9 protein-coding genes are annotated in these 15,636 nt (G+C 69.4%); 6 read left to right on the top strand and 3 right to left on the bottom strand.

The features are described 5' to 3' along the window. Positions 1-138: 138 nt before the first annotated feature. The 5 genes from WMF36_RS35185 to WMF36_RS35165 all read left to right on the top strand — a co-directional run bounded on the left by WMF36_RS35185 (position 139) and on the right by WMF36_RS35165 (position 9,845). Positions 139-402 (top strand): transposase, encoded by a 264-nt coding sequence (locus tag WMF36_RS35185; protein ID WP_437575185.1) that lies wholly within the window; start codon positions 139-141, stop codon positions 400-402. A 177-nt stretch (positions 403-579) separates the two neighbouring features. After that, positions 580-7,872, top strand: a complete 7,293-nt coding sequence (locus tag WMF36_RS35180; RefSeq protein ID WP_437575184.1) for an RHS repeat-associated core domain-containing protein — start codon at positions 580-582, stop codon at positions 7,870-7,872. 5 nt (positions 7,873-7,877) lie between these two features. Then, positions 7,878-8,489 carry a DUF416 family protein gene (locus WMF36_RS35175; protein WP_437575183.1) on the top strand — a complete coding sequence of 204 codons (612 nt, stop codon included), beginning with the start codon at positions 7,878-7,880 and terminating at the stop codon, positions 8,487-8,489. Beyond that, positions 8,486-9,265 carry an energy transducer TonB family protein gene (locus tag WMF36_RS35170; protein ID WP_437575182.1) on the top strand — a complete coding sequence of 260 codons (780 nt, stop codon included), beginning with the start codon at positions 8,486-8,488 and terminating at the stop codon, positions 9,263-9,265. The genes WMF36_RS35175 and WMF36_RS35170 overlap by 4 nt, the downstream gene beginning before the upstream one ends. 166 nt (positions 9,266-9,431) lie before the next feature. Beyond that, a complete protein-coding gene (locus WMF36_RS35165) occupies positions 9,432-9,845 on the top strand; it encodes a TonB family protein (protein WP_437575181.1) in 414 nt (137 codons plus the stop codon). A 185-nt stretch (positions 9,846-10,030) separates the two neighbouring features. On the opposite strand, the gene WMF36_RS35160 is transcribed toward WMF36_RS35165, so the two are convergent. Continuing rightward, positions 10,031-11,683: a sigma 54-interacting transcriptional regulator gene (locus WMF36_RS35160; RefSeq protein WP_437575180.1), complete on the bottom strand. Its 1,653-nt coding sequence runs from the start codon at positions 11,681-11,683 to the stop codon at positions 10,031-10,033. 322 nt (positions 11,684-12,005) lie between these two features. On the opposite strand from WMF36_RS35160, the gene WMF36_RS35155 reads away from it, so the two are divergent. Beyond that, entirely contained in the window at positions 12,006-13,289 is a 1,284-nt protein-coding gene (locus tag WMF36_RS35155; RefSeq protein WP_437575179.1) for a serine hydrolase, read from the top strand. Positions 13,290-13,343: 54 nt separating this feature from the next. On the opposite strand, the gene WMF36_RS35150 is transcribed toward WMF36_RS35155, so the two are convergent. Together WMF36_RS35150 and WMF36_RS35145 are read right to left on the bottom strand one after the other, a co-directional pair. After that, the gene (locus tag WMF36_RS35150) at positions 13,344-14,756 is read right to left on the bottom strand and encodes a hypothetical protein (protein WP_437575178.1); all 1,413 of its coding nucleotides are present in this window, start codon (positions 14,754-14,756) and stop codon (positions 13,344-13,346) included. A 276-nt stretch (positions 14,757-15,032) separates the two neighbouring features. After that, positions 15,033-15,368 (bottom strand): hypothetical protein, encoded by a 336-nt coding sequence (locus WMF36_RS35145; RefSeq protein WP_437575177.1) that lies wholly within the window; start codon positions 15,366-15,368, stop codon positions 15,033-15,035. Between the last annotated feature and the right edge of the window lie 268 nt (positions 15,369-15,636).

Genomic DNA, 15,636 nt, shown 5'->3' with positions numbered 1-15,636 from the left:
ATGTGCGGGACCGCGGCGCAGCTCGTAACTGTCGCTCTTCGGCGGCACCTTTCTGCACCTCGACGAAGAGGGCGTCCCCCTCTCAGAGCCGGACGACGACGAACGCTTCCGCCCCCGGGGCAAGAGTGGGCCGGCGAGGTGGCGGGGTTTCACATCCATGCCGGCGTCACGATCCGCGCGGGGGATCGCGCCGGCCTCGAACGACTGTGCCGCTACGGCGCGCGACCGCCCTTCAGTCTGGAGCGCATCTCGCTGCTGCCCGAGGGTCGCGTCGCCTACCGCCTGCGTAAACCGTGTTGCAATGGCGCGACCCACCTGGTGCGGACTCCCGTGCATTTCACCGACATCTCCGCCCGGTTCGCCAGCCCGCCTTGGCGGCCCGCGCGGCTCTACCTCGCGTAATCCGGCCGGCTCATCCTATCCTCCGCGGTCGGGCTGTTCGACGCGCAGAGGACCTCGCCGCGGCCGAGCTCGCGCGTCATGGACCGCCATGGCCGCGGGGAGCGCGGGCGTGTCCTGGACGAGCGACGGGACCGGGATGAGCGCCGATGGCGCCGGGAAGGCGTGCGCGTTGACTGGATGCAGCAGACGGCGCGCCGGATTCCTGAACGGCCCGGCCCGGTTCCTGGACGGCGCGCCGGATTCCTGGACGGCCCGGTCCGGTTCCTGGACGGCCCGGCCCGGTTCCTGGACGGCGCTGCCCGGTTCCTGGACGGCGCCGCCCGGTTCCTGGACGGCGCCGCCCGCTTCCTGGACGGCGCCGCCCGCTTCCTGGACGGCGCCGCCCGGTTCCTGGACGGCGCCGCCCGCTTCCTGGACGGCGCCGCCCGCTTCCTGGGCAGCACGGCGCCCTCGCCGCATTCTTGCTCTCCTCGGGGCTCCCGGTCGAGCGCTCTCGCCGCTCGTCGCTTCCGTCTGTTAGCCAGAAGGCTTGGGGAGAGGCGCTCTCCCCGTTCTGTCGAGAGCGTCTCGACGAGCCAAGGGGCGCAGGCCGATGAGCTGATCGAAGCCTCCCACCCCAGAGAGAGCGCATCTCCGCCGAACGCAAGTATCCGGGCGGCGCTTGACATGCGCGACAGCTCCATGCGCTCCTTCCCGCGAGGGGAGGCCGCGATGGCGCTGTTGCTGCGAGGTGTCGTGCAGGCGTTGGTCCCGCTCTTGATGTTCTTGAGCTGTGTGCTGGCGGAGGCGGGGTGTACGTGTATACCCGAGCTTCCGCCGATTCGTCCTCACAGCACCATCGCCTGCCGGACGCGCGACCCGAGCGAACCGCCGAGGGCCGGACGCGCACCGGGGGTCAAGACCGTCGCTGCCGGCGCCATGGCGGGGACGTTCTCGATCACGAGCACGGGAGAGGCGACCTACGTCATGCCGCTCGTCTCGGTCCCGGGACGCGCGGGGGTGGAGCCGCGGCTCGCGCTCCACTACGACAGCGCAGCCGGCGAAGGCGTTCTCGGGGCGGGCTTCTCGATCGCCGGGCTGTCGGCGATCACGCGGTGTCCGAAGACCCTGGCCCAGGACGGGGAGATCCGCGGCGTCCGGTACGATGCGGAGGACGCACTGTGCCTCGACAACACGCGGCTTGTCGCGGTGGGGCGCGCACCGGGGATCATCGAGTACAGGACGTTCCCCGACACGAGGGTCAAGGTGGTCGGGCACCATGCCGAGGAAGGGCAGGCGCCCGCGGAGGCGCTCTTTTTCGAGGCGATGATGCCGTCCGGGCTCGTCATCGAGTATGGGCACAGCGACAGCGGCAAGCCGCTCGCGCTGGGTGGCGCCCCGCGCGCGTGGCTCGCCACCAGGGCGCGCGACGGGCGCGGCAACGCCATGACGTACGATTACTGCCTCGCCGATGCCGAGGAGGGCTTCACGGCGGAGTACGCGCTCGACGAGATCCGGTACACGAGCTTCGAGGGCGCGCCGGAGCTCGAGCCCTCGCGGGCGGTGCGGTTTGTGTATACGACGAAGGAGCCGGGCGGGGTCCGGGCGCATTACGCGGGCGGCATGGAGCTCCAGAGCGCGCTGCGCCTCGACGAGATCCAGATGCTCGGGCCGGACGACACGCTTGTGCGGCGCTACGGGCTCACGTACGAGGCGAGCGAGACGACGCGGCGGACGCTCCTGACCGAAGTCGAGGAGTGCGCGGGCGATGGCGTATGCAAGCCCCCCACGCGATTTCAGTACAGCCGCGGTGAGACGGGGTTTCAGCAGATCGCGACGGACGTTGCCAGGCCGACCTCCAGGAAGGCGAGCCCGATGCTCCTCGACATCGACGGCGACGGGCTCGACGACCTCGTGCTCCCGGACACGGTCGCGGGGCTGAGCACGCCCCGCAACCCCATCACCGGCTGGCTCGTCGCGCGCAATCGAGGGCCGGGCGCGGCGGTGCCGTACCCGGAGCCGGCGACCCTGGCGCTCTTCGAGGACTGGCCCGTTGTCGACCCGTCGTTCGAGGCCGCCGATCCGGCTTTCCTTCAGCCCGAGCTCGGGACGGCCATTGATTACAACCAGGATCACCGGATGGACGTCTTGTTGCACGACGTTCATGACGCGACCGACACCTGGCATGTGCTCCTGGCCCGGCCGGACCGCACCTTCGAGGTCCACGATACCGGCATTCGGCGGCCGTTCCCGATCGGCGTCCGTCCCGCGCCGCCCGGATTGAGCATGCCCGAGGGCGCGATGCACCTCGCCGATGTCGACGGCGACGGCGTGCCCGATCTGATCCAGTGTGACGATCACAGCCGCGAGCTGACCCTGAACCCATTCGAGGCGACGTGGCTCGTCCACCGCTGGAAGCCCGAGCGTGACGGGACGCCGGCGGGGTTCGACCGCGCGGGGGAGTCGCTCGAGCCGCTCAACGGGTTTCCCTGTGAGATGGAGATCCAGACGCTCGACCTCAACGCGGACAGCAAGGTCGATCTCGTCGTGGCGACCGTGCTGACGTTCAGCGATGGCGCGATGCTCCCCGCGTCGACGTGGGCCGCGCTCACCCGCCGGCACGACGGCAGCTGGGAGGTGTTCGACACAAAGCTCCCTCAGATCGGGGGGCGTGTCGTATTTCTCGACGTGAACGGGGACACCTTGCCCGACGCCGTGCAATCCGGCTTCAGCTATCACGGGCTCCGCACGTACCTCAACACAGGGGCGACGTTCGCCACGCCGGGGGTCGAGAGCCTCGGCCAGGTGGGCTTCATCGTGAGCCTTGACCCGGAGGACCTCGGCGACAGCCTTGCCCTTGACCCGGCGGAGCTCGGCGCACAGGACACGTTCTTCAAGCTCGCGACCCCCCTGGACTACAACAACGATGGAATGCAGGATCTGCTGATGCCGGTGCCGCCGGGCATGCTGCCGGGCTCATCCCTCGCGCTGCCGTCGTGGGCCGTCCTGCAGGCCACGGGCGCGCGCGACGGGCCGACGTTCGCGCTCGTCGACCCGAAGATCCCGTTCGAGGCGGCGGTCGGGGACGCCGTCACCTTGGCCGAGCCGCACGGGCCGAGGGTCGGGGAGATCAACGGCGACGGAGCACAGGATGTGGTGCTGCCGATCGACGGCGTATTCACGATCTTCCAGAGCCGCGCGGCCGACCAGGATCTCCTCGTCGCGGTCTCCGACGGGATGAACGCGCACGAGCCGGGCGAGGCGGGCTTCGTGCCGAACGTGAGCGTCGCGTATGGCCATCTCACCGACGCCTCGATCACGAACGACACCGCCGCGGGAGATCCGGAGCGGGAGGGCATGCTCTACCTCTCTCGCGACGACGCGGCGAACGACTGCGATTACCCGCGCCGCTGCGCGGTGGGGCCTCGGCGGGTCGTCAGCGGCTACGCTGTCAACAACGGTGCGGACCGGCCGCGGCGCTTCGAGGTCCGCTACCGCGACGGGCGCTACCACCGCCTCGGGCGGGGGTTTCTGGGGTTCGGGGAGCGAATCGTCGTCGATCTCGACACCCGCGCCGGGACGGCCGAGCGGTACGACAATGTCACGTTCGATGAGGAGCTCGAGGTCTTCCCGTTCGCGGGGCAGGTGAAGCAGCAACGGCGCTGGGCTCCGGGGCGGCCGGGCCAGCCGAGGCCGGACCCGATCGAGCTCTCGTTCCTCGACGTCGAGCGGACGCTCGTTCCGACGAGCGAGGGCGCGAGCTACTTCACGCTCCCGACCGAGCGCCGGACCCGGCGAGCGCAAGGGGTGGTTCCGCCGGAGAGTGGCGAGGCGCCCACGGTGGAGGCGTACGTCGAGCTGGTCGACCACGGTGGAGGCGGCGCGACGCTGCTGCGCGATTCGGTCGCGAAGGTGACCGAGTTCGATGCGTTCGGCAACGTGATCACCGAGGAGGTCTCGACCCGCGGCGTCGACCTGACGCTCGACATCACGCGCACCTACAAGAACGACACCGAGCGGTGGGTGCTCGGCCAGCTGGCGACGGAGCAGGCGTGCAGCGCGGCCGCGGGGCGCTCGCAGTGTCGCCTGCTCACGCGCACGACGACGGACTATGGCGAGATTGACACCGAATCCACGGACAGCGACGAAGGCATCCCGGACACGAAGCTCGATGTCGTCTACACGCGGGACGACTTCGGGAACGTCACGGGGGTGACGGCGGACGACGCGTTCGGCCACCACCGGGCGTGGAGCACGACGTATGACCCCGAAGGGATCTTTCCCGAGACGCACGTCAACGCGGCCGGCCACACGACGCGCGTGGAGCTCGATGAGGGGCTCGGGGTGCTCGTCGAGCGGGTCGATCCGAACGGGCTCGTGACCGAGTGGAGATACGATGGCTTCGGCCGCCTCGGGCTCGAGATTCGGCCCGATGGAACGCAAACGACGATCGAGCTGTCGCGCACAAAGGACGGCGGCCCGGACCAGGACGGTTGGCGCGTGACGCAGCGGACCACGACGACCGGCGGCGCCGACGATACCGTCGAGATCGACAGCCTCGGCCGTCCGATCCGGTGGTTGTGGCACGGACCTTCCGTGGAGGGCGCCAGGGACGAGCTTCCGCGCCTCATGCAGCAGATCGCGTACGACGCACTCGGCGAGCACATCGCGCGGCGCTCGGTGCCGGTGCGCGAAGGGACGCCCGAAGACGAGCTCCTGGTTGACGTGTACGAGCACGATGCGGTGGGCCGCGAGGTGCGGCACACGACGCCGTGGAACGCAGTCGTGGAGACCGACTACGACGCCTTGCGCGTCGAGGTCACCGATGCGCTCGGTCACGTGACCGCGGTCGAGAAGGACCCGCTGGGACGGCCGGTGGCCGTCACCGATGCGGCGCTGGGCATCACGCGTTATGGCTACGGCCCGTTCGGGGTGCTGACCACGGTCACCGATCCGGGCGGCGCAGTTACGACCACGACCCACGACGCGTTCGGCCGCGTCCGCAAACGCGAGGATCCGGATCGGGGCACGACGGTGTCCACGAACGATGGCTTCGGGGAGCTCGTCACTTCGACGGACGCGCTCGGGCGAGTCACGACGTTCGAGTACGATCCTCTCGGGCGCGCCCGATCGCGCCTGGACGAGCACGGCGCGGAGCGGCGGACGACGACGTGGACGTGGGATACGGCGGCGAACGGCATCGGCAAGCTCGAGGCGCTCGCGAGCCCCGATGGGCAGAAGACGTACACCTACAACGCGGAGAGCAAGCTCGAGACGGTGACGCTCCGCATCGAGGGGGAGCGCGCGGCCCTGGAGAGCAGGCTCGACTATGACGGCCTGGGTCGCATCGAGACGATCACGTACCCCACCCCGGCCGGCGCGGCGCCGTTCGTCGTGGCTCACGACCACGACGCTCGTGGCCACGTGCTCGCCATGCGCGACGCCGCGACGCGCTCTGCCTACTGGCGCCTGACCGACGTCGACAGCGCAGGCCGCTACCGAGAAGAGCTGTTCGGCAATGGCACCGTCACGGAGCGGAGCTACTTCGCCGACAAGCAACGCCTGGAGAGCCTCGTCACCCGGCGCGGCACGGCCGAGGTGCAAGACCTGTCGTACGATTATGACGCGCGGCGGCGCCTCACGCTCCGGACCGATGCGCTCCAGCCACAGCACCGGACCGAGCGCTTCCGCCATGACGCGCTGGAGCGGCTGACGTGCGCGTACTTCAGCGCCACCGACAGCGCGTCGGTTCCGTGCGCGCTCCGCTACGAGGTCGCGCCCGACGGCAATCTCACCTTCAAGTCGGACGTCGGCACGCTCGCCTACGACGACCCGCAGCACCCGCACGCCGTCACCGGCGCGGGCACGGACCGCTTCAGCTACGACGCCGTCGGCAACCAGATCGCGCGCCCGGGCGGCGTGACGGTGCGCTACACGCCCTTCGACCTGCCGGAGACCATCACGCAGGGCACGAGCACCGTCTCGTTCGCCTACGACGGCGACCAGCAGAGGATCCGCAAGACCACGCCGGACGAGGAGACGCTCTACTTCGGCGATCTGTACGAGCGGGTCACCGACGCGGCGTCGGGGAGGGTGGAGCATCGGTACCACGTCCACTCGCCGGAGCGGGTCGTGGCCATCGTGACCCGCGGGGGCGCCGGGGACGGCACGCGCTACGTCCACGTCGACCACCTCGGCTCGGTCGACGCGCTCACGGACGAAGACGGCGCCGTGATCGAGCGGCGGAGCTACGATCCGTTCGGCCAGCGGAGAGACCCGGTGTGGGGGGAGCCCGTGCCGGCGTCGTTCTCCAGCGAGACGACGCGGGGGTTCACAGGGCACGAGGGCGATGACGAGCTCGGCCTCGTCAACATGAAGGGGAGGATCTTTGATCCGAGGATCGGTCGGTTCTTGACGACCGATCCGATCGTGCAAGCGCCGCTGTCGGGCCAGAGCTGGAACCCGTACAGCTACGTGCGCAACAGCCCGCTCAACTACGTCGATCCGAGCGGGTTCCAGCCGGCTGCTCAGGAGGATCAGGTCGATCCGGACGAGTTTCACAAGGATCCCGCGGTGCGGCGCATGCTGAACTGCGGCGGACCCGAATGCAATCATCCATTCTTCCACCCGACAGAAAGCCCAAGGGTAGAAGGCTCATTCGAGGCTGCGGAGGTCGGCGCCACGACGGCGCCTGTCGACGTGGGCACGACCGGAACCTCGTCGGGCTACGCGCCGCAGCCGGTGACCGTCTCGCCGGAGCACGCCGGCGCCGGCGGCCCGGGCACCGTCGTGGGCCAGACCTTGCTGGGCGCCGCGGAGGGCACGGGCGACGTCGGCTTCGGCATCGCACGGTCGCTGGTGCTCAATGCGCTGACGTTCGGGATGTACGGCGGATACGAGCTGGGCGGCGCGCTCTGGCAGGGCTACGAGCAGGACGGGCTCCTCGGCGCGCTCAACGCCGTGAACCCGCTCTTCCACATCGGGCAGGGCGCCGCGGACACCGCGCTCGCGATCGACCGAGGCGACTACCGGGCAGCGGGCGCGGCGGGGACCAAGTCGGTGATCCTCGCGGCGGCCACCGTCTTCGGGATGGGGAGAGGGCTGGGGGCGCTCGCGGAGGAGTCGGCGGCGGTGGGAGCCGTAACCGCGACACCGTTGGCAGCGAGGGCACAGCAGATCCACGGCGTCCTGCATCCAGTCGCTCAACGGATGCGAACGACGGCGGCGCTCGACACGACCGGTGGCCGGATCATTGCCGGAGGCGGGCCGGACCTCACCCCTTCACAACGTGCGTTGCTCGTTCCAGGGGAAATCAGTGCGAGCTTGCCCAACGCCCACGCTGAAATAACCGCACTCACCCATGCACAGCAAGCGGGTCTAACACCGCAGGCGCTGGCCGTCACACGTGCGATCTGTCCGCAGTGTGCAGTGTCGATCGAATCGAGCGGCGGCGTACTAATAAGTCCAACAACAGCCACATGGCCCAGGTGACAACAATGCGAAGGTTCGACGAAGCGAATTTGATCTCTAACCTGGAGCGCTTGCCCGTCCCGTTTCGGGTTGCTTTCGCAGCAGCGTGCGCCGAGCGACAGATGCCAGCCTATCGATTTTTTATAAGGCAGACAGAACGAAACCCCACGAACCCCATGGAGATAGCCTTGGAGATGGTATGGGCGGACCCCAGCGCAACAAACAGCGCGACCGGCCTCGAGCGCCAGATCGAGGCAATCATGAATCTAATCCCGCAGGAAGATAGCATCGAAGGACCTTGGACGCAGGAGGCCACGAACGCACAGAACGCCGGCATGGCCGTAGCCTACGCCTTGCGCGCGAAGCTGGCTGGCGAAGCGCAGGAGGCCGCGTGGGCTGCGCGAGTCGCGTACGAAGCGCTCGATAATTTTATCATCAACAAGGAGAGCGTCGACATGAACACACCAGGCAATGAACTGCGTGTGCTCTCGCATCCCCTTATTCAAGCAGAGCTAGGTAGACAGGAGCGAGATGTTCGCGCCCTACTCGCCGCAAACAATCGAGAAATTGCCAGGACGGTCCAAGAGATCCGAGATCGAGCAAGAGTCGAAGCCGCCGCGTTCTTCGGACTGAATTGACGAGCACCACACCAATCACAGGCAACAGCAATGAAATGATTTGCCCCTGCGATCAACGCTCTGAGACCAAGATGAGCGAAGTCACAGCCCCGAGAACACACGGCCGCATCCCCAAGTTGGCAACGTTCCTGCTGCTCACGGCCTGCTGCTCCGAATTTCCACCGTCGGCGACGCCCGCCGTCATCCGTCACCGGCAGAAGATCGAAGAATGGCGCTCCGCACAGGCGCTCTCCGATGCGTACGTCCCCGAGGTCCAGGCCGGGAACCGCGTCGCGCTCGGCAAGATCCGCCACGTCCCCTTCGCGCTCTACATCAACTCCATGCACGACCGCATCCATTACGTGTTCGAGGAGGAGCTGGCGGCCGCGGGCGAGGCGTATCCGGAGCTCCGCGGCGCGGCGGACATGGCCGTGCTGCTCGAGATCGCCGTGAACCAGGGGGATGGCCGCCTGGCCCGGCTGGGCGTCGCCAGGTCGAGTGATTCCGTCGTCTTCGACGTGGTCGCGCTCGAGGCAGTGCGACGCGCGGCCCCCTTCGATGCGCCGCCGCAACTGCTCGTGTCGCCGGGCGGCAAGGTCTATATCCACTGGATGTTTCACTCCGATCCGTACCAGGCGTGCGCGACCTTCAACGCACGGCCGTTCCTGCTCGCCAGCGCACCTTCCGCGGTCGCCGCCGGCCGCCAGCCCGTCCCCGTCCACCTGGCCGACCGACCCCGATCCGCTCCGCCGCCCCTGTCGCCTGCTCCCGCGACGCGCCGGATGCATTCCGAATGAGCGCCTTGATTTCTTGCCAGCCGGGGGCCCTCCTTGCAGAAAGTTGCGTGCATGCTGCGATCCACTTGCCCGCCCCGAGGTCGATCCATTTCGTCATCCGACCGCCGTGCCCCGAGCGCTACACGGGCGCGACTAGTCGACATGGGCTCGCCTCACACAAGCTTCGATGATGACATCCGCCCGGATGGACCGGCCCACTGGCGTGCGTGCGACGCTTCTCCTCCTGCCCTTGCTGGTCATGACCGCATGCGAGGCCACGACAGCCTCCATACCCGGTGCCGCGCAACTGGACGCAGCGCGCGAGCCTCCATCGGGTAGTGCGGTGTGGGCGTGTCCTTACCCCGATGAGGCAGACAAGAACGCCATCGACAGGGGCACCGCTGTCATCAAGGTGTATGTGGAGCCCGACGGCTCCGCCCGCTGGGCGGTGGTCCTGCACGACTCTGGGTACGGCTTCGGGGCCGCCGCAGCCCAGTGCGCCGTGAGGAGACGTTACGTGCCGGCGAAAGACAGATCTGGAGCACCGTTCGGTAGCTGGACGCTGCCAATCACCGTTACTTTCACGAGGGAGCCGCCGTAACCACGGACGAAGCCACCGCCTCTCGCACGGCGAGCCGGCGCCGAGCCGCCTCGTGCGGCGCGGTGACGAGCGGCCCAGCGGAGTCCCGGTCTGGCAGCACGCGACGATCGAGCCGGCTGGCCGGCGAGCGGGGGTACTTCAACTCGTACCAAAAGCGCAGCACGCGCCCGGTCGCTCGTGAGCGCTCAGGGCGGCCGCTTCCGCGGCCGCGGGATGCCATACGCGTCGATGCGGTTGATCAGCGTGCGCAGCGAGATGCCGAGGAGCTTCGCGGCGCGGGTCTGGTTGCCCGCCGACTGCTCGAGCGCCTCGAGGACGCGCTGGCGGTCGACGGCCTTCATCTCGAGCCGGAGCCTCGCCATGGCGTCGGCGCCCGGCGGCGGCGCGGCGGCCTCTGCCGGAGGCCCGGAGCCCTCGGCGGTCTCGCCCTCCGGTCCCCAGCGCGCCGGGGTGGCGTCGCTGGCCGGCGGCGGCGTGGAGCCTCTCGACGGCAGCGGCGCGGGTCCGCTCGGCGGCGGCGTGGAGCCTCTCGACGGCGGCGGCGCGGGTCCGCTCGGCGGCGGCGTGGAGCCTCTCGACGGCGGCGGCGCGGGTCCGCTCGGCGGCGGCGTGGAGCCTCTCGATGGCGATCCGCTCAGCGGCGCCGAGCCGCTCAGCGGCGGCGCGGGGCCATACGCCAGGTGCGGCGGCAGATCGACGGGCTCGACCGAGTCCCCCGCGCACAGGACCGCCGCGCGCTCGATCACGTTGCGCAGCTCGCGCACGTTCCCCGGCCAGAAATACGCCTCGAGGACGGCCAGCGCCTCCGGCGAGATGCGGGGCGCGCTGCGCTGCTCCAGCTGCCGGCACGCCTCCTCGAGGAACCTCCCGGCGAGCGGGCCGATCTCGGAGACCCGCTCGCGCAGCGGCGGGACGACGAGCGAGATGCCGTTCAGCCGGAAGTAGAGGTCCTGCCGGAAGGCGCCGCGGGCGATCTCCGCCTCGATATCGCGGTTGGTCGCCGCCACGAAGCGGAGGTCGATCCGGCGGGGCGCGCGGCCTCCGATGCGGAGCACCTTCCGGTCCTCGAGGACGCGGAGCAGCTTCGCCTGGAAGGCGAGCGGCAGCTCGCCGATCTCGTCCAGGAAGAGCGTGCCGCCGTGGGCCGACTCGAGGAGGCCCGGGCGCGCCTGGGTGGCGCCCGTGAAGGCGCTCTTCTCGTGGCCGAAGAGCTCGCTCTCGAGGAGCGACGGCGGCAGCGCGGCGCAGTTCAGCTCGACGTAGGGGCCGCTCGCCCGCGGCGAGCGCGCGTGGAGGGTCCGGGCGAGCACCTCCTTGCCCACCCCCGTCTCGCCCAGAATGAGCACGCTGATGAGGCTCCGCGCGGCGCGGGCGGCCTGCTCGTACAGCGCCAGCATCGCCGGCGCGCGCACCACGACGCCGGCGGGCACGTGGCAGCAATCGGGCTCCGTGGCTGCTTCCGCGGGCGCGCGGCCGACCACGATCGTCGTCGCGCCGAGGTTGAAGCGCTCGCCGATGCCGATCTCGGCGCTGTCGCGCGAGAGGCGCCGCAGGCGGTGGGTCCGCGCCGTCAGCGTCGGGAGCTGCTGCTCGCCGACGAAGGTGCCGTTGGCGCTCCCGAGATCCTCGATCCGGAGCGGGGGCCCGACGTGGAGGACGGCGTGCCGGCGCGAGACCGAGCGATCGTCGATGCGCACGTCGCACCCCTCGTCGCGGCCGAGGACGACGCAGCCGCGGGGCGGCAAGGGGGCGAAGGCGATCGTGCTGCCCGCCACGATCGCGAGCCGCAGGGGCGTGCAGGAGCCCCGCGCATCGCTGCCGGGAAAGCCTTCGTCCACGAGCACATCCTACGCGGCGCCGCGCGCCGGTTTGCACGAATCATGCAAATCCATGCAGTTCGTCCGGATCGTGCAGGCGGATGCACGATCGGCGCGCCGGCCGACGGGAGCGGACGCGCGGCGGCGCCGCAAATTGCTGGGTCCGCCGCCCGGCACGCGTCCTGCTCTCTGCTCTGCGACCGCTGAGGACGGCGACGGCGACCTGATCGACAGCGCGCGGAGAGCCTCCAGGCGGCCTCCGCAGCGGCGCGGAGTGCCTCCCGCGGATCGCGGCTCGTCACCTCACGGATCAGGAGCGATCATGTGCACTGAGCATGGACCTTTGAATCGCAGGCGTCTTCTTCAGGGGCTGGGCCACACGGCGGCGGTGGCTGCGTTCGCGCCGTCGGTCCTGTCGCCCCGGGTGGCCGAGGCGCACGCGCCGACGCACGCGCCGAGCTACGGCGAGCTCGTCCCCGGGCGCCCCGAGCGCGCGGGCATGAGCTCGGAGCGCATCGAGGACGTCTTCGCGCGCATCGAGCGCCGGGTGAAGGACGGCCTCTTCCCGGGCGCGGTCGCCCTGATCGCGCGGCAGGGGAGGATCGTGGGGCATCGGGCGTTCGGCACCCGGGTCCGCGGCGAGGACGAGCCGGTCACGCTCGACACGCTGTTCGACCTGCTCTCGATCACGAAGGTCCTGGCGACGGCCACGTCGGCGCTGATCCTCGTGCAGGACGGCGTCCTGCGGCTGAACGATCGGGTCGCCGACTTCGTGCCGGACTTCGCGGCCAACGGCAAGCACGCCATCCGGGTGCGGGACATGCTCCGGTACGCGGCCGGCCTGCCGATGGACGTCCCGTTCCAGGACGATCCGGACTGCGAGCACGTCTGGCGGAGCATGGCCAAGGCGCCGCTCGAGTACGTGCCCGGCACGCAGGTGCTCTACAGCGATCTCACCTACCGCCTCCTCGGGCGGGTGATCGAGGCCGCCGCCGGCGTGGATCTCGACACCTTCGCGAAGGAGCGTATCTGGGGTCCGCTCGGCATGAGCGACACGACCTTCAACCCGTCGGCGGCGCTGATCCCGCGGACCGCGGCCACGGGCTACTCCGAGATCCGGGGCCGGATGGTCCGCGGCGAGGTGCAGGACGAGCAGGACTACGTGCTCGGCGGCATCGTCGGCTGTGACGGGGTCTTCTCGACGGCGATCGACATGGCGGTCTTCTGCCAGATGATCCTGAACGGCGGCCGCTACGGCGGCGTCCGCATCCTGAGCCGCCAGTCCGCCGCGGCGATGGTGAGCGACCAGACGCCCGAGGTCACGGCGGCGGAGACCGACGTGTCCCCGCTGGCGAACCTCCTGTCGACGCCCAAGGGCTACGGCTGGGAGCTCGAGACGCGCCGCTTCTCCAGCGGCGGGATGCGCCTATCGAAGGGCTCTTACGGGAAGGCGGGCGGCACGGGGACCTTCATGTGGATCGACCGCCGCCGCGAGCTGTTCGGGATCCTCTTGACCAACCACGGCCTGCCGAATCCGTTCGACGAGATCGGGTGGAACGGGATGCTCGACGCGGTCGGGAACGCGGAGTTCTTCGACGGGATCGTCCAGGCGGTCATCGACGAGTGAGGCGGCGCGGGCTGGCCCGGTGAGGGCGTGAGAGGGGCGGGGGGCGGCGACTCGTCAGTGGACGCGGCGGACCCGGATGCCGTGACCGTCGGCGCGCTGAACCCCGCCCGCGTCGATGTTGCTGATCGGAGCGAGCCCGCGCACCGCCATGTCCCGCCCGTGGTTCAGCAGCTCGATGACGAGCAGCCCCGGCGTGGAGCCGGTCGAGGCGTGCGGATCGCCCGAGAGTGGGTTCGGGCCGCGCAGCGAGAGGTACACGTACTTGCCGTCGGGGGCTTCACCGGCCAGATCGGGCGTGGGGTCGCTCGAGAAGGGCGAGATCAGGCTCTCGGTCTTCACGTACGCGCCGCTGGCCGCCCGGTAGATCTCGACCACGTTGGCGGCGCGATCGAAGAAGTACACGTACTTCTCATTGCCGGAGCGGGCCACGCCGTGAGCGTCGCGAGGTCCGCTCGTGTCGTGCGAGAGGATGAGCGGCTCGGGTGTGTTGACCGGGTTCAAGGGGTCGTACACGTCGGGCCCGGCTTCCGGCAAGCGCCAGAGAAACCACCCGTCCGGGTTCGCGGGGTTACCGCCGCCGCCGTTGCCGAACACGAAGCCCCTGGCCTGCATGAAGCCGCAGCCGTCCCGCGGGATATGCTCGGCATCATATTCGGCGACGATGCTCATGGGCGTGGTGAACGGATCGATGGCGAACATGCCGCCGCCGCGCAGCGACACATACGCGGGGTAGCCGCTCTGCGGAACGAACGGGCAGATCGGCGCGTTGTCGGGGCGCAGCAGCGCGTCTTGACAGGGCAGCCCGTTCGGCGTCGTGCAGGTGGCCAGGTTCAGGGTCGCGGCCGGGTCCTGCGTGAAGGTGCTGGTGGCGAAGTTCGTGTTGATGCGCTCGAACTTCTTGCCGTTCTGATTGGCGACGAGCACGTAGCTGTCGTCCGGCGCCGGCCAGACCGCGTGGGCCTGGCGCGCGCCGCCCGCGCCGACCTCGGTGCGGAAGCAGGCGAGCGGCGCCCGGGTCACCGCGTCAAAGAACACGACGTGGCCCGACGCCACAAAGGACAGCACCGCGTGGGAGTCCTGGTCATTGAAGACCAGCATGTGCGGGCGCACGGGGTTCGCGCCCGTCTGGGCCATGCACAAGCTGGCGGTCGCGTCGGCCAGGTCGATCACCTCGGGCACGGCCGTCGCGGCGTTGTGCCGGACCTGCTCGTCGTCGTAGATGAAGATCCGGCCGCCGAAGCTCGTGCCGGGGCTGTCCGACTGATCGACGAGCCACACCTCGTGCGCGAAGGCCTTGGCCACCTTCCAGTACTTGCCGTGCTGCGGGGGCACGGGCTCCGGCGCGGGCGGCACGTAGACGCCGCCACTTCCACCGGGTGTGCCGTGGTCAGCCCCCGCGATCGACACCGCCATCGCGGTCGCCGCGAGGGTCCCCAAGAGCGTGTACCAATGCTGAATTTTACCCACTAGATTTCTCCTTGGGTGATGTAATTTGTGACACAGTAGCAGCCGCCCTGCTGCGCGCAATGAATCACGGTGCAATACGACGGCGCGAGTGACGCCGTGATGAGGACGATTCGCCGCGGAAGGGTAATGAGGAGAACACGTCGACTTGAGTCGACTGGATAGGTCCGCCGCATGTCCTTGAGGGCATGCCGCCCGCGCGGATGATGAGCGGTCAGCGCCCGCGCCTGGAGCTTGACGTCTCCGAGACCTCTGGGGCTCCTTCTCCTTACGTATCCGTCAGTCGGCCGCGCGGAAGCTTCGACCGTCGAAGCCCGTGAAGCTGTGGATGTCGCTGGCCGGGAAGGTGAGCGCCTGGCCCGTGCAATCCGTTGTCGGGTAGACCTGGATGGACTGGCTGGTGTTGTTGAGCTCGGAGTGAACTGTGAACGGCAGCGTCGTGCAACTGGTGCTGGGGTTCGCATAGTTCACCGTCTGGCCAGCGAAGACGCCTGACCAGAAGGAGACACCCGAAGGCAGGGGGTCCGCGGACGCGGGGCGGACGGTGCCGAGCATGACGCAAAGCGCGGCAGCGCCAGCGAGGCCCAATGCAAGCTCGACCTTGATGCTACGCATGCTCTCTCTCCTTGCCTGCAACTGTGCGGCGAGGTGCCGCACCTACCGTGGTGATTGTTACAGAGGCTCTGGCGGCGAGCACGAAACAGTGGGGGCGAAAATTCAAAAGTCAAGGTTCGTAGTCCAGGTATGCTGCCGGCGTGCGATTGCATCGGCATCCAATATCTACACCGGCTGCAAGGGAGAGTCTGTTCTGGACACGCACGACGTTTCAAGCGATGGCGGCGACATGGCCGACTCGCAACAGACCTTCGAGCTCGCGAAGGTG

This window comes from Sorangium sp. So ce887, from assembly GCF_051521455.1.
In the GTDB taxonomy this organism is placed as follows: domain Bacteria; phylum Myxococcota_A; class Polyangia; order Polyangiales; family Polyangiaceae; genus Sorangium.
Note: the sequence above shows the minus strand (reverse complement) of the source record. Positions and strands in the feature narration are given on the sequence as shown.

Coding starts and splice junctions, on each gene's coding strand:
- WMF36_RS35180 (WP_437575184.1), top strand. CDS start 580: ATGCAGCAGACGGCGCGCCGGATTCCTGAACGGCCCGGCCCGGTTCCT.
- WMF36_RS35175 (WP_437575183.1), top strand. CDS start 7,878: ATGCGAAGGTTCGACGAAGCGAATTTGATCTCTAACCTGGAGCGCTTG.
- WMF36_RS35165 (WP_437575181.1), top strand. CDS start 9,432: ATGATGACATCCGCCCGGATGGACCGGCCCACTGGCGTGCGTGCGACG.
- WMF36_RS35145 (WP_437575177.1), bottom strand. CDS start 15,368: ATGCGTAGCATCAAGGTCGAGCTTGCATTGGGCCTCGCTGGCGCTGCC.